This window comes from Extensimonas vulgaris, assembly GCF_003337425.1.
Lineage (GTDB): Bacteria > Pseudomonadota > Gammaproteobacteria > Burkholderiales > Burkholderiaceae_C > Extensimonas > Extensimonas vulgaris.
The window spans coordinates 13,125-30,197 of the sequence record NZ_QPJU01000005.1 but is presented as its reverse complement, the minus strand read 5'-3'; the positions used below and the strand labels follow the sequence as shown (position 1 = coordinate 30,197).

The 17,073-nt window shown below is 64.4% G+C and carries 13 protein-coding genes; 8 read left to right on the top strand and 5 right to left on the bottom strand.

The window, feature by feature from the left end; genetic code table 11:
- Positions 1 to 137 precede the first annotated feature (137 nt).
- Positions 138 to 2,219: a sodium-translocating pyrophosphatase gene (locus DFR45_RS08440; RefSeq protein WP_114483273.1), complete on the top strand. Its 2,082-nt coding sequence runs from the start codon at positions 138 to 140 to the stop codon at positions 2,217 to 2,219.
- Positions 2,220 to 2,313: 94 nt separating this feature from the next.
- Here DFR45_RS08440 and xdhC read toward each other — a convergent pair whose 3' ends face one another.
- Entirely contained in the window at positions 2,314 to 3,204 is an 891-nt protein-coding gene (gene xdhC, locus DFR45_RS08435; protein WP_114483427.1) for a xanthine dehydrogenase accessory protein XdhC, read from the bottom strand.
- A gap of 19 nt (positions 3,205 to 3,223) precedes the next feature.
- Between xdhC and DFR45_RS08430 the strand changes: the two genes are divergently transcribed.
- The gene (locus DFR45_RS08430) at positions 3,224 to 3,739 is read left to right on the top strand and encodes a hypothetical protein (protein WP_421782678.1); all 516 of its coding nucleotides are present in this window, start codon (positions 3,224 to 3,226) and stop codon (positions 3,737 to 3,739) included.
- A 33-nt stretch (positions 3,740 to 3,772) separates the two neighbouring features.
- Here DFR45_RS08430 and uraH read toward each other — a convergent pair whose 3' ends face one another.
- Positions 3,773 to 4,123, bottom strand: coding sequence for a hydroxyisourate hydrolase (gene uraH, locus DFR45_RS08425; protein WP_114483272.1), 351 nt, complete (start codon positions 4,121 to 4,123; stop codon positions 3,773 to 3,775).
- Between the two features lie 101 nt (positions 4,124 to 4,224).
- Between uraH and puuE the strand changes: the two genes are divergently transcribed.
- From puuE to DFR45_RS08405, 4 genes are all read left to right on the top strand, one after another.
- Complete coding sequence (gene puuE / locus DFR45_RS08420) at positions 4,225 to 5,181, top strand: allantoinase PuuE (protein WP_114483271.1); 957 nt, start codon at positions 4,225 to 4,227, stop codon at positions 5,179 to 5,181.
- 121 nt (positions 5,182 to 5,302) lie between these two features.
- Positions 5,303 to 7,144: a 2-oxo-4-hydroxy-4-carboxy-5-ureidoimidazoline decarboxylase gene (gene uraD / locus DFR45_RS08415; protein ID WP_114483270.1), complete on the top strand. Its 1,842-nt coding sequence runs from the start codon at positions 5,303 to 5,305 to the stop codon at positions 7,142 to 7,144.
- A 66-nt stretch (positions 7,145 to 7,210) separates the two neighbouring features.
- The gene (locus DFR45_RS08410; RefSeq protein WP_174564695.1) at positions 7,211 to 8,479 is read left to right on the top strand and encodes a M20 family metallopeptidase; all 1,269 of its coding nucleotides are present in this window, start codon (positions 7,211 to 7,213) and stop codon (positions 8,477 to 8,479) included.
- A gap of 124 nt (positions 8,480 to 8,603) precedes the next feature.
- A complete protein-coding gene (locus DFR45_RS08405; protein ID WP_114483268.1) occupies positions 8,604 to 10,901 on the top strand; it encodes an NADP-dependent malic enzyme in 2,298 nt (765 codons plus the stop codon).
- A 301-nt stretch (positions 10,902 to 11,202) separates the two neighbouring features.
- On the opposite strand, the gene DFR45_RS08400 is transcribed toward DFR45_RS08405, so the two are convergent.
- A complete protein-coding gene (locus DFR45_RS08400; RefSeq protein WP_114483267.1) occupies positions 11,203 to 11,862 on the bottom strand; it encodes an RnfABCDGE type electron transport complex subunit B in 660 nt (219 codons plus the stop codon).
- Positions 11,863 to 11,867: 5 nt separating this feature from the next.
- Positions 11,868 to 13,451, bottom strand: a complete 1,584-nt coding sequence (gene phaZ / locus DFR45_RS08395; protein WP_114483266.1) for a polyhydroxyalkanoate depolymerase — start codon at positions 13,449 to 13,451, stop codon at positions 11,868 to 11,870.
- A 220-nt stretch (positions 13,452 to 13,671) separates the two neighbouring features.
- Between phaZ and DFR45_RS08390 the strand changes: the two genes are divergently transcribed.
- A complete protein-coding gene (locus DFR45_RS08390; RefSeq protein ID WP_158636999.1) occupies positions 13,672 to 14,721 on the top strand; it encodes a glycosyltransferase in 1,050 nt (349 codons plus the stop codon).
- 77 nt (positions 14,722 to 14,798) lie between these two features.
- Positions 14,799 to 15,896 carry a DUF1972 domain-containing protein gene (locus DFR45_RS08385; RefSeq protein WP_114483264.1) on the top strand — a complete coding sequence of 366 codons (1,098 nt, stop codon included), beginning with the start codon at positions 14,799 to 14,801 and terminating at the stop codon, positions 15,894 to 15,896.
- Positions 15,897 to 15,917: 21 nt separating this feature from the next.
- On the opposite strand, the gene DFR45_RS08380 is transcribed toward DFR45_RS08385, so the two are convergent.
- Positions 15,918 to 16,697 (bottom strand): sulfite exporter TauE/SafE family protein, encoded by a 780-nt coding sequence (locus DFR45_RS08380; RefSeq protein WP_114483263.1) that lies wholly within the window; start codon positions 16,695 to 16,697, stop codon positions 15,918 to 15,920.
- Positions 16,698 to 17,073: the final 376 nt, after the last annotated feature.

Genomic DNA, 17,073 nt, shown 5'->3' with positions numbered 1-17,073 from the left:
CAGGGCCTTTTGCGTTAAATTGCCGGCGTTGGCCAATCGCGTCTTCGACCGTCGAAGGCACGAGGAAGCAACGCAGCGGGAGCACATCCGATGCGTTGTGTCTCCTTCCGTGCGACTGACTCATCTAGGAGAACCGAATGGCTGAAAACTCAGCACTGACTTCCCCTCTCATCCTGGCTTTGGTTTGCGGACTGGTTGCGGTGGCCTACGGCATCTGGGCCCGCGGCTGGATTCTTTCCAAGGACGCGGGCAACGCGCGCATGCAGGAAATCGCCGCCGCCATCCAGGCCGGCGCTGCGGCTTATCTGGCGCGCCAATACAAAACCATCGCACTCGTCGGCGTGGTGCTGGCGATCCTGATCGCCATTTTTCTCGACGTGACGACGGCGATCGGCTTCGTGCTCGGGGCCGTGCTTTCGGGCGCTTGCGGTTTCATCGGCATGAACGTCTCGGTGCGCGCCAACGTGCGCACTGCGCAGGCGGCCACGCAAGGCATAGGCCCGGCGCTCGACGTGGCGTTTCGCGGCGGCGCCATCACGGGCATGCTGGTGGTGGGCCTGGGCCTGCTCGGCGTGAGCGGCTTTGCCTGGTTTCTGACCTCGAGCGGGCATGCGGGCGCCTCGGCGTCGCTGAGCAGCCTGCTCAACCCGCTGATCGGCCTCGCGTTCGGCTCTTCGCTGATCTCTATCTTCGCGCGGCTGGGCGGCGGGATTTTCACCAAGGGCGCGGACGTGGGCGCCGACCTCGTGGGCAAGGTGGAAGCCGGCATCCCCGAGGATGACCCGCGCAACCCCGCCGTGATCGCCGACAACGTGGGCGACAACGTGGGCGACTGCGCCGGCATGGCTGCCGACCTGTTCGAGACCTACGCCGTGACGCTGATCGCCACCATGGTGCTCGGCGTGCTGCTCGTGGCGGCGGCGCCCGGCCAGGCCATGGTGTATCCGCTCGCGCTCGGTGCGGTGTCCATCATCGCGTCCATCATCGGCTGCTTCTTCGTCAAGGCTTCGCCCGGCATGAAGAACGTCATGCCTGCGCTTTACAAAGGGCTGGCGATCGCGGGCGTGCTCTCGCTGATCGCGTTTTATTTCGTGACCACCTGGATCGTCCCTGACAACGCGCTCGGCGGCACGGGGGCGCAGATGCGGCTCTTTGGTGCCTGCGTGGTGGGCCTGGTGCTGACGGCGCTGCTCGTGTGGATCACCGAGTTCTACACCGGCACGCAGTATTCGCCCGTGCAGCACATCGCCCAGGCCTCGACCACCGGCCACGGCACCAACATCATCGCGGGGCTCGGTGTGTCCATGCGCTCCACGGCCTGGCCGGTGCTGTTCGTGTGCATAGCGATCATCGTCGCGTACCAGCTCGGCGGCCTGTACGGCATTGCCGTGGCGGCCACGTCCATGCTGAGCATGGCGGGCATCGTGGTGGCGCTCGACGCCTACGGCCCGATCACCGACAACGCCGGCGGCATCGCCGAAATGGCCGAGCTGCCCAGCAGCGTGCGCGACATCACCGACCCGCTGGATGCCGTGGGCAACACCACCAAGGCCGTGACCAAGGGCTACGCGATCGGCTCGGCCGGTCTGGCCGCGCTGGTGCTGTTTGCCGACTACACGCACAAGCTCGAAGCCCTGGGCCAGAGCGTGCGCTTCGACCTCTCCGAGCCCATGGTGATCGTCGGCCTGTTCATCGGCGGCTTGATTCCTTACCTCTTCGGTGCCATGGCCATGGAGGCCGTGGGCCGTGCCGCAGGGGCCGTGGTGGTCGAGGTGCGCCGCCAGTTCAGCACCATCGCCGGCATCATGGAAGGCAAGGCCAAGCCCGAATACGGCAAGGCTGTGGACATGCTCACGGCCGCCGCCATCAAGGAAATGGTGATCCCCAGCCTGCTGCCCGTGATCACGCCGATCGCGGTCGGCCTGCTGCTCGGGCCCAAGGCGCTGGGCGGGCTGTTGATGGGCACCATCGTCACGGGCCTGTTCGTCGCGATCAGCATGTGCACGGGCGGCGGTGCCTGGGACAACGCCAAGAAATACATCGAAGACGGCCACTTCGGCGGCAAGGGCAGCGAGGCCCACAAGGCCGCCGTCACGGGCGACACCGTGGGTGACCCGTATAAAGACACCGCCGGCCCCGCGATCAACCCCTTGATCAAGATCATCAACATCGTCGCGCTGCTCGTGGTGCCGCTGGTGGTCAAGTTCCACGCGGGTTGAGATAAAAAAGCCGCTGCCGCCGTCTCTTTGGGGGTGGCGCATGCGCAGCACAAAAGCCTGCCCCGGTCGAGACATTCAGCCGCGGCAGGTTTTTTTATGCTTCTGAACCTTGCGGCGTGAGGGTCTGCAACAGCTGCGCAGCCACGGCGACGGCGATCACTGCTGGCTCCTTGCCGCGGATGCCAGGGACGCCAATGGGGCAGGTGATGTGCGCCAGCTCGTGCTCGGCAAAGCCACGCGCACGCAGGCGGCTTGCAAACGTGGCCCACTTGGTGCGGCTGCCGATCAAGCCGATGAAGGGCAGGTCGCCGCGTGCGCGCTGGCGGCGCAGGCAGGCGTGCACGAGCGCAAAGTCTTCGGCGTGGCTGAAGCTCATGATGAGCACGCGCGTGCCCGGCGCGAGGCTGGCAACGGCGCCGTGCACCGGCTCGGAATGCTCGCAGCGCAAAGCCTCCTCCGGCAACATCGGCGCATCGCACGGCTGAGCGGGAAAGGCATCCTCGCGGCTGTCGAACCAGCGCACGGCAAATGGCAGCGGCGCGAGCACTTGCACGAGCGCGCGCCCCACGTGCCCCGCGCCGAACAGCGCGAGCGGGTGGCGGCGCGGTGCAAGGCGCAGTTTCAGCGCAGGAACGTCGGCGCTGCCGACGAGCACAAACCCCAGTTCGACCGCGCCGCCGCAGCACTGACCCAGCGCGGGGCCAAGCGCGTAATGCAGCCGCAGCGGGGTATCGCTGGCGCGAGCGTCACCATCGGGCGCACCGGGTACGCCGCGCGCAGCCAGTAAGCGCCGCGCCTGCGCGATAGCCTGGTGCTCCAGATGTCCGCCGCCTATGCTGCCGAAGACCTGCGCGGCAAACACCAACATCCACGCGCCGGCTTCCCTTGGCGCCGAACCTTGGATAGACTCCACGCGCACCAGGCAGGCAGCCTGGCCCGCAGCCAATGTGCTCCACAGAACCTGCAGGTTACGCAATTCCGCCATTTCCATCTCCAGCGTACCCATGTCCTCGCTCCCTCCCCCGCCCGAAACGGCCACCGAACCCCGCCGCTGGCGGCTTGCCAGCCTGTTGACCGCCATCACCGCTATGGTGACGGCGTGCAAGTCGCCGCCCCAGGCCCCCACGGCTTCGCCTTCTGCACAAGACAGCGTCCTGCCAGGCACCGAAACCGTGCATGCCTCGTCCGCCAGCACACCGCGCGCCTACCGCCAGGACGCAGCACGGCACCTTTATGAGCGCAACGCGGGGCGCATCTACCAGGGCAAACTGCCACCCATGCTGTATGCGATCGGCGTGCTCGACATAGAAATCGATCGCGCGGGCCGCGTCACCGCCTTGCACTGGAAGCGTGCACCCAGCCATGCGCCTGAGGTCGTGGCCGAGATCGAACGCATCGCGCGCGCCGCCGCCCCCTACCCTGCGCCGCAGCGCATGGGCCGCGTCACTTACACCGACGTCTGGCTGTGGGACAAGAGCGGGCACTTTCAGCTCGACACGCTGACCGAAGGGCAGATGTAAGTCAGCAAAGTGCCGGCCATGCGCCTCGGCCTCTCAGGAGCCGCGGTAGGTGGCATAGCTCCAGGGGCTCACGAGCAGCGGCACATGGTAATGCTGGTCGGCGTGCGCGACGCCAAAGTCCAGATTCACCTGATCGAGAAAATTCGGCTGTGGCAGCACCACGCCGCGCGCCGCAAAATATCCCGCAACGTTGAAGCGCAGCCGGTAGGTGCCGCAGCGCAGGCTCACATCGTCGAGCAGGGGCGCGGCGCTGCGCCCGTCCTGGTTCAGCACCACGCGCTTGAGCAAGCTCGCGGCCTCGCCGTGCATCTCGTAAAGTGCGACTTCCATGCCGGCAGCGGGGCAGCCGTGCATGGTGTCCAGCACATGGGTACTCAAGCCCATCTCGAAATCTCCTCAAAATACGCCCAGGCCTTACAAACTTGTGGGCACGAAAACTGCACATGCAATCTTCGTGCACATGACCATGTTTTTTGGAACGCCCCATGTTTTACGACACCACGCTCGATTACCCACGCGACCTGATTGGCTACGGCCCCAGGCCGCCGCATGCGCAATGGCCTGGCGGCGCGCGCATCGCCGTGCAGTTCGTGCTCAACTACGAGGAAGGGGGTGAAAACTGCGTGCTGCACGGCAACCCGGGCTCGGAGCAATTCCTCTCGGAAATGTTCAACCCCGAAAGCTACCCCGCGCGCCACATGAGCATGGAGAGCATCTACGAGTACGGCGCGCGCGTGGGTGTGTGGCGCATTGTGCGCGCGTTCGCCGAGCGCGGGCTGCCGCTCACGGTGTTCGCCGTCGCGAGCGCGCTCGCGCGCCACCCCGAACTCGCACGGGCACTGGTGCAGCAGGGGCACGAAATTGCCTGCCATGGCCTGCAGTGGATCCACTACCAGAACGTGCCCGAGGACGTGGAGCGCGCCCACATGCAGCAGGCCATGGAAATACTCACGCAGCTCACGGGCACGCGCCCGCTGGGCTGGTACACGGGGCGCGACAGCCCGAATACGCGCCGGCTCGTGGCCGACGATGGCGGCTTTGCCTACGACAGCGACTACTACGGCGACGACCTGCCTTTTTGGATGAAGGTGCGGCGCAGCGACGGCCAGGTGGTGCCGCAACTGATCGTGCCCTACACGCTGGACTGCAACGACATGCGCTTTGCGCTGCCGCAGGGCTTTTCGCACGCCGAGCCCTTTTTCCACTACATGAAGGACACTTTCGACGCGCTCTATGCCGAGGGCGACCCCGCCGACGCGAATGCGCCCAAGATGATGAGCGTGGGCATGCACTGCCGCCTGCTCGGGCGCCCGGGGCGCATCACGGCGCTGCAGCGCTTTCTGGACTACGTGCTGCAGCACGACAAAGTCTGGGTGTGCCGGCGCATAGACATCGCGCGCCACTGGGCGGCCACGCACCCCTGCCCCACCCCCGAAGCGTGACCCAAGCATGCACAGCGCCATGCCCTACACACCAGGAGCCTGTCGGACTTTGGGCGTCGAAAGCGAGAATGCGCCCCAGCGAGGCCAGTTTTTGCCGGATTCGCCGCCCCATAGTGGTGCTATGGGGCAAGAAGACGGTAAAAAATGGGCCGCTGCGGCGCATTCGCAGCCGACGACTCCAAAGTCCGACAGGCTCCTAGACCAGCTCAACGCCGCCCCCGAGCCCGAAGCCCTGCAGATGCTCGCCGGCATCTACGAACATTCGCCCTGGATCGCGGCCGCGGCGCTGCACCAGCGCCCGTTCGAGTCGCTCGCGCAGCTCAAATACGCCATGGCCGAAGTGGTCACGTGCGCCGACACGGACGCACAGCTCGCGCTGATCCGTGCACACCCCGAGCTCGCGGGCAAGGCCGCCATCGCACAAAGCCTCACGGCCGAATCTGCGCAGGAACAAAACCAGGCCGGCCTCACGGCCTGCACGCCGCAGGAGTTTGCGCGCCTGCACGAGCTCAACACCGCCTACAACGCACGCTTTGGCTTCCCGTTCATCCTCGCGGTGCGCGGGCCACGCGGCACGGGGCTGCAGCGCGCGCAAATCATCGATACCCTGGCGCGTCGCCTGCACCAGCACCCCGACGCCGAACGCGCCGAAGCGCTGCGCAACATCCACCGCATTGCCGAGTTGCGCCTGAACGATAAATTCGGCTTCACGCCGGCGCTGGGCAACATGGTCTGGGACTGGCACGAGCAGCTCGCGCGCCACAGCGAGCCCGGGTTTGCCGAACACGGGCAGCTCTGCGTCACCTACCTCAGCGACGCGCACCGCGCCTGCGCGGCCGAGCTGCACGCGCTGATGCAAACCAGCGGCTTCGACGCCGTGCACATCGACGCCGTGGGCAACGTGGTGGGGCGCTACCACGGCGCCACGCCGGGCGCACGCGCGCTGCTCACGGGATCGCACTACGACACCGTGCGCAACGCCGGCAAGTACGACGGGCGGCTGGGCATTTTCGTGCCCATCGCCTGCGTGCGCGAACTCGCGCGCACCGGCCGGCGCCTGCCCTTTGCGCTCGAAGTGGTGGCGTTTGCCGAAGAAGAAGGCCAGCGCTTTGCCGCCACATTCCTGGGCTCGAGCGCGCTCGTGGGCGACTTCGACCCGGCCTGGCTCGACCAGCGCGACGCCGCCGGCATCACGCTGCGCGCAGCCATGCAGCGCGCCGACTTGCGCATCGAAGACATCCCCAGCCTGCGGCGCGACCCGGCGCAGTACCTGGGCTTCGTCGAGGTACACATCGAACAAGGCCCGGTGCTGTGCGAATTGAACCTGCCGCTGGGCGTGGTCAGCGCGATCAACGGCAGCGTGCGCTATCTTGGTGAATTCATCGGCGAGGCCAGCCACGCCGGCACCACCCCCATGAACCGCCGCCGCGACGCGGCCTGCGCCGCCGCCGAGCTGGCGCTGTACCTGGAGCAGCGCGCTGCGCAGGACGGCGACTCGGTCGCCACCATGGGCCAGCTCGGCGTGCCGCAGGGCTCGGTCAACGTGGTGCCGGGGCGCTGCAGCTTCAGCCTGGACTTGCGCGCGCCCAGCGACGCGCAGCGCGACCGCATGGCCGCCGACGTGCTGGCGCAGGTCGAGCGCATCGCCACCCGGCGCGGCCTGCAGTACGCGCTGCAGGAAACCCTGCGCGCGGCCGCCGCGCCCAGCGCGCCCGCGTGGCAGCGCCGCTGGGAGGCGGCCGTGCAGGCGCTGGGCCTGCCCGTGCAGCGCCTGCCCAGCGGCGCAGGCCACGACGCCATGAAGCTGCACCAGATCCTGCCACAGGCCATGCTGTTCGTGCGCGGCGAAAACGGCGGCATCAGCCACAACCCGCTCGAATCGACCACCAGCGACGACATGGAACTCGCCGTGCGCGCGCTGCAGAAGTTGCTCGAAAACCTGGCTCGGGAAATACTCGTATAGCTCCCATAAAAATAGCTGCTAGCGCTTACTACACAAGCGCTAGAGGCCAATTTCATGCATAAAACCATGCCCCAAGAAAACCTCTACGCCCCGCTCGACGCCTGGATAGACGCGCACTTCGACGAAGAAGTCGCCTTCCTGCAGCAACTCGTGCGCGTGCCCACCGACACGCCGCCCGGCGACAACGCGCCGCACGCCGACAAGACGGCCGAGCTGCTCGCCGCCTGGGGCTTTGCCGCCGAAAAATACCCCGTGCCCGCTGCCGAGGTGCGCGCGCACGGCATGCAAAGCATCACCAACCTGATCGTGCGCCGGCGCTACGGCACGGGCGGCAAAACCATCGCGCTCAACGCTCACGGCGACGTGGTGCCGCCCGGCGAGGGCTGGACGCACGACCCTTACGGCGGCGAGATCGTCGCTGGCAAGCTCTACGGCCGCGCCGCCGCGGTAAGCAAGAGCGACTTCGCCACCTACAGCTTTGCCGTGCGCGCGCTCGAAGCCGTGGCGCGGCCGCAGCGCGGCGCGGTGGAGCTGCACTTCACCTACGACGAGGAATTCGGCGGCGAACTCGGCCCCGACTGGCTGCTGCGCCAGGGCCTGACGCAACCCGACCTGATGATGGCCGCGGGCTTCAGCTACGAAGTGGTGGTGGCGCACAACGGTTGCCTGCAGCTCGAAGTGACCGTGCACGGCAAGATGGCGCACGCCGCGGTGCCCGACACCGGCGTCGATGCGCTGCAAGGCGCCGTCGCCATCATGAACGCGCTGTACGCCGAGAACGCCAGGTACCGCCAGATCACGTCCCAGGTGCCCGGCATCACGCACCCTTACCTCAACATCGGCCGCATCGACGGCGGCACGCACACCAACGTGGTGCCCGGCACAGTCGTGCTCAAGCTCGACCGGCGCATGATCCCCGAAGAAGACCCCGCCAAAGTCGAGGCACAGCTGCGCACGCTCATCGCCACGACTGCGCAGCAGTTCAACGCCGAGCGCGGCTACGACAGTGCCGGCGGCGACGCCCTGCGCGTGGACATCCGGCGCCTGCTGCTCGCGCGCGCCATGACGCCGCTGCCGGGCAACGCGCCGCTGGTGCAGGCGCTGCAAAAGCACGGCGCGGCCGTGTTCGGCGAGCCCATCCCGGCCCGCGGCACGCCGCTTTACACCGACGTGCGCCTGTACGTGGAGCGCGGCATCCCCGGCGTGATCTACGGCGCCGGCCCGCGCAGCGTGCTCGAATCGCACGCCAAGCGCGCCGACGAGCGGCTGGACCTGCAAGACCTGCGCCGCGCCACCAAGGTGGTGGCGCGCACGCTCTGCGACCTGCTGACCTGACGCTCTCGGCGCCTGTACGCCGGTAAAAACCGGTGGCTGCGTCCGACCGTGCACAAGGGGCGCCTACATGCGGGCGTGCTGCGGGTAAATTCGGGGGGTTGAGACTACTTCACTTGACGACCGCATGACCAAACCCCTCTCGCCCGCCGAACAAGTTTTGCGCGACGCCGCGCGCGCCTACCACGCCACGCCCGTGCGCGGCAAAATTTCCGTGAGCCCGACCAAGCCGCTGTCGAACCAGCGCGACCTCTCGCTCGCCTATTCGCCCGGGGTGGCCTACCCTTGCCTGGACATCCACGCCGACCCGTCCAAGGCCTTCGACTACACGGCGCGCGGCAACCTCGTGGGCGTGGTCACCAACGGCACGGCCGTGCTGGGTCTGGGTGACATCGGCCCGCTTGCGGGCAAGCCCGTGATGGAAGGCAAAGGCTGCCTGTTCAAAAAGTTCGCCGGTATCGACGTCTTCGACATCGAACTCGCCGAGCGCGACCCGGACAAGCTCGTCGAAATCATCGCCGCGCTCGAACCCACGCTGGGCGGCGTCAACCTCGAGGACATCAAGGCGCCCGAGTGCTTTTACATCGAGCGCAAGCTGCGCGAGCGCATGAACATCCCCGTGTTCCACGACGACCAGCACGGCACGGCCATCATCTCGAGCGCCGCACTGCTCAACGGGCTGGAGCTCGTGGGCAAGCGCATCGATGCGGTCAAGGTGGCCGTATCGGGCGCGGGCGCAGCGGCCCTCGCCTGCGTCGATGTCATGGTGGAGCTCGGCGTGCGGCGCGAGAACGTCTTCATGGTGGACTCCAAGGGCGTGATCTACGAAGGCCGCCCCGGCGGCTACGACGAGTCCAAGGCGCGCTACGCACAAAACACCAGCGCGCGCACGCTCGCCGACGTGGTGCAGGGCGCGGACGTGTTCCTCGGCTGCTCGGCGCCCGGCGTGCTCACGGCCGAGATGGTCAAGACCATGGCGGACAAGCCCATCATCCTCGCGCTCGCCAACCCCGAGCCCGAGATCCGTCCCGAGCTCGCCAAGGCCGTGCGCCCCGACTGCATCATCGCCACGGGCCGCTCGGACTACCCGAACCAGGTCAACAACGTGCTGTGCTTTCCGTACATCTTCCGCGGCGCGCTCGACTGCGGCGCGACCAAGATCACGGACGCCATGAAACTCGCCTGCGTGCGCCAGATCGCCGACCTGGCCAAGGCCGAGATGAGCGACGAAGTGGCCGCCGCCTATGCCGGCAAGGAGCTGCGCTTCGGGCCCGATTACCTGATCCCCACGCCGTTCGACGTGCGCCTGATATTGCGCATCGCCCCCGCCGTGGCGCAGGCCGCGGCCGAGTCGGGCGTAGCCACGCGCCCCATTGCCGACCTGGACGCCTACCGCGAGAGCCTCTCGCGCTTCGTCTATCAGACCAGCATGTTCATGCGCCCCGTGTTCGCCGCGGCCAAAGCCCAGCCGCGGCGCGTGGCCTACGCCGAAGGCGAGGACGAGCGCGTGCTGCGCGCAGCCCAGGTGGCCGTCGATGACGGGCTCGCGCGCCCCATTCTGATCGGCCGCCCCGCGGTGATCGCTGCGCGCATCGCCAAAGCGGGCCTGCGCATCCAGCCCGGCAGCGACGTGGAAATCTGCAACCCCGAGGACGACCCGCGCTTTCGCCAGTATTGGGAGACTTACCACCGCCTCATGGGTCGCAATGGCGTCACGCCCGAGGCCGCCAAGGCCGCGGTGCGCCGCTCCAACACCTTGATTGCCGCCCTGATGGTGCACCTGGGCGACGCCGACGCCATGCTGTGCGGGCTGGTGGGGCGCTTTGACAGTCACCTCGAACACATCCGCGACATCCTCGGCGTGAAAAAAGGCGCGCCGGGCCTCGCGACCGTGAACGCGCTGATGCTCGACCAATACACCTTGTTCATCGCCGACACCTACATCCACGAAGACCCGAGCGCCGAGCAGCTCGCGGCCATCGCGCTCATGGCCGCCGAAGAGGTGCAGCGCTTCGGCCTGCCACCCAAGGTGGCGTTTTTGTCGCACTCCAACTACGGCTCTTCGAGCCGCGCCTCGGCGCGCAAGATGCGCCACGCGCGCGACCTGTTCAAGGAGCTCGCGCCGCACATCGAGTGCGACGGCGAGCTGCACGGCGACGCCGCGCTGTCCGAAGACGTGCGCCGCAACAGCTTGCTCGACGCCACGCTCAGCGGCGCCGCCAACGTGCTGATCTGCCCCAACCTGGACGCGGCCAACATCCTCTTCAACGTGCTCAAAACCACGAGCGCGCATGGCACCACCATCGGCCCCATCCTGCTCGGCGCGGCGGCCCCGGCGCACGTGCTCACGCCCTCCTCGACCGTGCGCCGCGTGGTCAACATGACCGCGCTGGCGGCCGCCAACGCAGCCGCGCCGAAAGTCTGAGCCCAGCTTGGAATCGTCGGCTGCGAATGCGCCGCAGCGGCCCATTTTTTACCGGCTTCTTGCCCCATAGTCTCGCTATGGGGCGGCCATTGATCGCCGCAGAGGCTGCACCCGTAAAATTTGGCATCAAATGGGCTTTTGAGGCTCATCCTTCAAGCGCCAGTTGCTACTCTATAAATAGCAATTCGAGCAGCCTCACTTGCTCGGCTTCGCACGAGGCAAAGCAGCTGTACCGCTACGCTGCCCGCGGCAGCTGCTTCTGTTATCTGATTGGACGCACAGAAACTGTGCGCAGATTTTTTTACCCCGCAGTCCCTCGCCTCTTTTCCCGGGCACGCTCCATGGCTGCAGCGATGGCCGCTTGCCGCGCCTGCGCGGAAGATGGAGAGACAGGCGTCAGCACCGTCGCCCGCGGCTGGGCCGCAGTTGGAGCAGGCGTCAGTGTGACGCTTGGCGCGGCGCGTCTGCGCTGGTGCCGGGCGTAGCGCTCGCGTGCAGCTTCGGCCTGGGCCTGCGACCACGCGTTCCACCCCGTGGCCGTGCCGCTCGCATTTTCGAGCTGGATGCAATCGACCGGACACGCCGGCAGGCAGAGCTCGCAGCCCGTGCAATGCGCCTCGATCACGGTGTGCATGCGCTTGTTCGTGCCCACGATGGCGTCGGTGGGGCACACCTTGAGACACAGCGTGCAACCTATACAAGCGCTTTCATCGATGAAAGCAACGCTGCGCACTGTTTCCTGGCCACATGCCGCATCGAGGGGCATGGGTGGCTTGCCCGTGAGGGCGGAAAGCCGCGCCACACCTTCGGCACCGCCGGGCGGACAGCGGTTGATCGCTGCCTCGCCCACGGCAATGGCCTGCGCGTAAGCCGCACAATCGGGGTAGCCACAGCGCATGCACTGCGTTTGTGGCAGCAGCGCAGCGATTTGCTGCGCAAGCTCCGAAGCCCTCGCTGCCATTCCGGTCAGGACGAGGCTTCAGCAGCGCCAGGAGCTGCGCCAGCGACCGGCGCTGCATCCGCTTGGGGCGCCTGTGCGGTGGTAGCCGCTGCGGAAGTGTGCGCCGGCGCGGCTGCACCGCTCACCCATTGCGTAGCCACCGAAGGCGCAGACGCAACCTGCCCGGAAGCCGAGGGCGCGGTCTTTTTCGCTACTTTTTTAGTAGCTACATGGGTAGTTTTGGCGGCCGCTTCCGGGGGATTTTGTTCATTTTCTTGCGCTGCCGCCGAGGGTTCTGCGGGCACTGGAGCAGCGATTGCCACTTGCGCAACCGACGTTTGCGCCGCAGGCTGGTGCGCAAGGATGAAGTCACGCACCCGTGGGTAGACCATTTCGCGCCAGCGCCGACCGCTGAAGATGCCATAGTGCCCGGCGCCGGGCACCTCGTAGTGGAATTGCTCCTTTTGCACGATGCCGGTGCACAGGTCATGTGCGGCGCGCGTCTGGCCCGAGCCGGAGATGTCGTCGAGTTCACCTTCGACGGTGAACAAGGCCGTGTTTTTGATGTCCTGCGGGCGCACGGGCTCGAGCTCACCCGAGGGCGAACGCACCTCCCAGGTGCCACGCACCAGTTTGAACTCCTGAAACACCGTGTGGATGGTCTCGAGGTAGTAGTCGGCATCCATGTCGAGCACGGCGTTGTATTCGTCGTAAAACTGGCGGTGCGACTCGGCACTCGCATCGTCGCCCTTGATCAGGTTCAAAAAGTAGTCGTAGTGGCTGCTTGCATGCCGATCGGGGTTCATGGCCACGAAACCAGCGTGCTGCAAAAAGCCGGGATAGACGCGCCGCCCCGCCCCAGGGAAAGTCTCGGGCACGCGGTAGATCACGTTGTTTTCGAACCATTCGAAACTGCGCGTCGTGGCCAGGCTGTTGACCGCTGTGGGCGAGCGCCGCGCATCGATGGGGCCGCCCATCATGGTCATGCTCAGCGGCGTCTTTTCGCCGCGGCTCGCCATCAGCGACACGGCCGCGAGCACCGGCACCGTGGGCTGGCACACGCTCATCACGTGGCAGTTGCCGTAGATGCTCTGCAGGTGGCGGATGAACTCCTGCACGTAGTTGACGTAATCGTCGAGGTGGAATTCGCCCTGCGACAAGGGCACGAGGCGCGCGTTCTTCCAGTCGGTGATATAGACCTTGTGGTCTTTGAGCATGGTGCGCACGGTGTCGCGCAGCAGCGTCGCGTAGTGGCCCGACAGGGGCGCGACGATCAGCACCGCAGGCTGGTTCTTGAGCTTGGCAAGCGTGGCCGGGTCATCGGAAAAGCGCTTGAAGCGGCGCAGTTCGCAAAAAGGCTTGTCGATCTCCACGCGCTCGGCAATCGCCACATCCACGCCATCGACGTCAACCATATGGATGCCGAACTCGGGCTTTTCGTAGTCCTTGCCGAGGCGGTAAAACAAATCAAAGCCCGCGGCCATGCGCTGCGCCATCGGCGTTTCGCTCAAAGGCCACATAGGATTGCTGAACAGCTTGGAGGCCGCCAGGGAAAAGTCGGCAAAAGGCTCCATGAGGGAGCGTTGGGCTTCGTAAAGGTGGTAGAGCATGGCTGGACCGTCCGGTTATGTTGCGGTGCAGCAAAATATACCAGCACGCGGCTTGTTTTGCAGGGAAATTTTTGCATGCCAGAAACACAGAAACACGCTTGCAGGGCACGCGGCTGGCGCGAAAGCTGACGGTGTGACCAACGTGCCGCGGCTGCGCAGCCACTCTCTTTCACCGTGGCCCTCCGTTACCATCAGACCCCACGAACACTCAGAATCCGGCATGCCAACCCACTTGATCATGTGCTGCCACAACGGCGGTGCCTATGTGCAAACCCAGCTCGCCTCCATCCTCAGGCAAAGCGAACCCATCGATCACTTTCACATTTTCGACTTTGCCTCCACCGACGACACCGTCACGCGCATTGCTGAAGCGTTTCGCACCTTGACGCCCCACCAGCCTTACACCTTACATAGACAGCCAGATGCCCCCGGCCCAGCGCTGTCGTTTTTCCACGCTTTTGCGCAGGTTCAGCGGCAGGTTAAAGACGATGACTGCATCTTCATTGCCGACCAAGACGATGTCTGGCTACCGGGCAAGGTGCAAGCCATGTGCGCCACTTTCCGCCGCGAAATCGCCCGCACCCCTTCAGGCATGCTGGCGGTGTTTCACGATGTCCACATCGTCGATTCGAGCCTGAAACCCTTACAGACCAGTTTTTACACAGGCAACCCCTACCAAGTCCCCCGCGATCTGGCCGCTGACCGTTTGTTGCTTTGCAACCCGGTTGTCGGCCACACATTGGCTATTTCCGGTAAGTTGCTGCGCTATGTGTGCCAGCATGCAACACCGCGCCACTACCTCATGCACGATTGGGCCATCGTACTTTGGGCCAGCCGCGCTGGGCGCATCGTCTGGTATGGACAAAGCCCGCTCTCGCTCTACCGCCAGCACGCCCGAAACGTACTTGGCGCGCACCGGCGACGCCCCCTCTTTGAGAGGTTTCGCCGCACCCGCCGCTTTGCCCTTCAAGTAACCCAACAAGCGCTGGGCTTTGCCAAAGACCTGGCGCACGCCCCAGCAATATCGCTGAACACCACCGATCGAAAATGGATTCGCCTGGCAAACTCCGGTCAACTTACTTGGCGCGCCAGAATCTTTCTGGCCCAACTGGCGCTGCATACAGGCCCCACTTTCAAACGAAAGCTACTTTCAGCGTTCTTGTTATTCCAGCCTCGCCATTCACAAGACCGGAATAGCCCACAAGAAAACCCGCACCCAAATCCAAAAACGGGCGATGCTCTTGTGCACTCCAGACCTCCTCACCCATAGCACATAAAGCCATGCCGCTCTCAAGCCACTTATCATGTGCCCGGACTTCCGAACGATGAGGTGGCAAGCCGACCACAATGCACCGTTATCCTTTCCATATTGCCTTCATCGGTTCCGCCGGCCTACCCAACCGCTATGGCGGTTTTGAAGCATTCGTAGAACATTGCGCCCCCGTCATAGCCCGCATGGTACGGGCCGTCACCGTGACCTGTGACGCTCGTCTTTACCCAGACAAGTCCACTCCTTGGAACGGTGTTCACCGCGTTTTTATTCCCCTGCGCGCAAATGGCGCGAGTTCTATTTTTCATGATGCCCTGGCATTCATGTGCGTCTTTCGACGCGCAAGTCACATCATCGTTCTTGGAGTTTCGGGTGGTTTATGGTTTCCACTCTTTCGCCTCATGTGCAACTTCAACGGCAAAAAACTCATCGTCAATGTCGATGGAATCGAATGGCGCCGCGGCAAACACAGCCGCTTGCAACGCTGGTTTTTGCGTCTGTCTGGCATTACGGCCCAGCGGTTCGCGCATCACGTGATTTACGACAACGCAGCCCTTGCACCCTTCCTGAGTCCTTGCACACGACACAAAAGCAGCTTGGTCGCTTATCCAGGAGACCACGTACTGCGGCTCCCGGGCATAGATGTGCAACTCGGTACGGCCCTCACCATATGCCGCATAGAGCCTGAAAACAACCTGGAAATGCTGATTGAAGGGTTTTTGGCTTCACCCATGAATTGCTATACCATCGTGGGAAACTGGAAACACAGCGCCTACGCGAACCAATTGCATCAAAAATACAAAAACAATCCGCGCATAGTGATGTTGGATTCTACTTATGAATCGCAAAAGTTAGCAAGCTTGCGCCAATCCTGTCAAATTTATCTACACGGCCATAGTGTGGGCGGAACCAACCCCTCCCTTGTGGAGATGCTTTTCTACGACTGCCACATATTGTGCTTTGATGTGGCCTTCAACCGTGCCACAGCAGAAGATCGGGCGCTTTATTTTTCATCGGCAAGCCAATTAACAGAAGCCCTCGAAAATATTTTTAATTCAGACCAGCACCTCGGCAGCTCTTTACCGCAATCCGAAAGCAAATATACCGCTTATACCATTGCAAAAAAATATGTGCAAATTTGCGCTCGTCTCGTAAAAGGTGAGCGCCTTCAATAGCCGAAAGCCGACACCTGCCCCCTATAACAGCACCTTCAATCCAGACCCCATCAACGCCAGGGCCAAACAAAGCTGAATCCAGCGGCCCGATATTTTTTCTGCCAACAGGCTCCCGAGCAGCACCGCCGGGATAGAGCCCGCCAATAGGCTCATCAACAGCTGGCCATTGACCATTCCGGCAAACAAGTATCCCAGCCCAGCCACTACCGCCAACGGAATGGCATGCACGATGTCGGTGGCCACCAGCCGATGGGGTGTCATACGCTGTGGATATAGGCAAAGCAGCAGCACGCTACCCAGTGCACCGGCGCCCACCGACGTCAATGCCACACACAAACCCAGCACCGCTCCAGACACCACGGCCAAGGCCGGCTGCGCAGCCCTGAATCGGTCGGCCCGACCGATCCCGCGCACTCTTGCATAGGCAAGCAACTGCGGCGCACACAGCAGCCCAATGGCCGCGATCAACACAACCACGCCAATGGCTTTTGTCAGCCACGCCACCTTGGCCGCAGCAACTCCCCAGCCCACCATGCCTACGATCAACGCCGCCATGGGCAAGCTCCCCAGCCAAAGCAGCTTGGCCACGTGCCAATCCACACTGCCGCGCATGTGATGCACCCTCGCGCCAACCAGCTTCGTGATTGCCGCAAACCACAGGTCGGTAGCAATCGCTGCAGTGGGCGGCACGCCAAAGAAGATCAGCAAGATCGGGGTCATCAAGGCGCCGCCCCCCACCCCCGTCAAGCCGACCATGAACCCTGTCAAAGAACCAGCCAGCACATAGCCCGCGTCCACCATGCCCAGCTCACCTCGGCCGTGTGCACGTGCAGCGCACAGGACACGCCGGCAAAAAGCCGGGCAACGCACACCCGTTTTCGACGGGCAACAAGCATTTGATTTGTCGCATAAGGTGATATGCTAAGTAAAAACGATGGATGATAGTTCATCGTCAAGTGTGAAACACAGAAAATATCAACAAAATGCAAAATGCGACAAATCAAGACCCTGCCCTGCTGCGGCTGGACGCCCCGCGCGTCTGGGACACCGAGCTCGCTTTCAAGCACCTCAAAGCCACGGGCGAGGCAGATACCAAGCGCACCGCAGAGCGCCGTCTGAACGCACTGGGCATCTTGCCCAAAGAGCTATCAGAAGCCGACTTGCTGGACGAACGTGA

Coding starts and splice junctions, on each gene's coding strand:
- DFR45_RS08440 (WP_114483273.1), top strand. CDS start 138: ATGGCTGAAAACTCAGCACTGACTTCCCCTCTCATCCTGGCTTTGGTT.
- xdhC (WP_114483427.1), bottom strand. CDS start 3,204: ATGGCGGAATTGCGTAACCTGCAGGTTCTGTGGAGCACATTGGCTGCG.
- DFR45_RS08430 (WP_421782678.1), top strand. CDS start 3,224: ATGTCCTCGCTCCCTCCCCCGCCCGAAACGGCCACCGAACCCCGCCGC.
- uraH (WP_114483272.1), bottom strand. CDS start 4,123: ATGGGCTTGAGTACCCATGTGCTGGACACCATGCACGGCTGCCCCGCT.
- puuE (WP_114483271.1), top strand. CDS start 4,225: ATGTTTTACGACACCACGCTCGATTACCCACGCGACCTGATTGGCTAC.
- uraD (WP_114483270.1), top strand. CDS start 5,303: ATGGGGCAAGAAGACGGTAAAAAATGGGCCGCTGCGGCGCATTCGCAG.
- DFR45_RS08410 (WP_174564695.1), top strand. CDS start 7,211: ATGCCCCAAGAAAACCTCTACGCCCCGCTCGACGCCTGGATAGACGCG.
- DFR45_RS08405 (WP_114483268.1), top strand. CDS start 8,604: ATGACCAAACCCCTCTCGCCCGCCGAACAAGTTTTGCGCGACGCCGCG.
- DFR45_RS08400 (WP_114483267.1), bottom strand. CDS start 11,862: ATGGCAGCGAGGGCTTCGGAGCTTGCGCAGCAAATCGCTGCGCTGCTG.
- phaZ (WP_114483266.1), bottom strand. CDS start 13,451: ATGCTCTACCACCTTTACGAAGCCCAACGCTCCCTCATGGAGCCTTTT.
- DFR45_RS08390 (WP_158636999.1), top strand. CDS start 13,672: ATGCCAACCCACTTGATCATGTGCTGCCACAACGGCGGTGCCTATGTG.
- DFR45_RS08385 (WP_114483264.1), top strand. CDS start 14,799: ATGCACCGTTATCCTTTCCATATTGCCTTCATCGGTTCCGCCGGCCTA.
- DFR45_RS08380 (WP_114483263.1), bottom strand. CDS start 16,697: ATGGTGGACGCGGGCTATGTGCTGGCTGGTTCTTTGACAGGGTTCATG.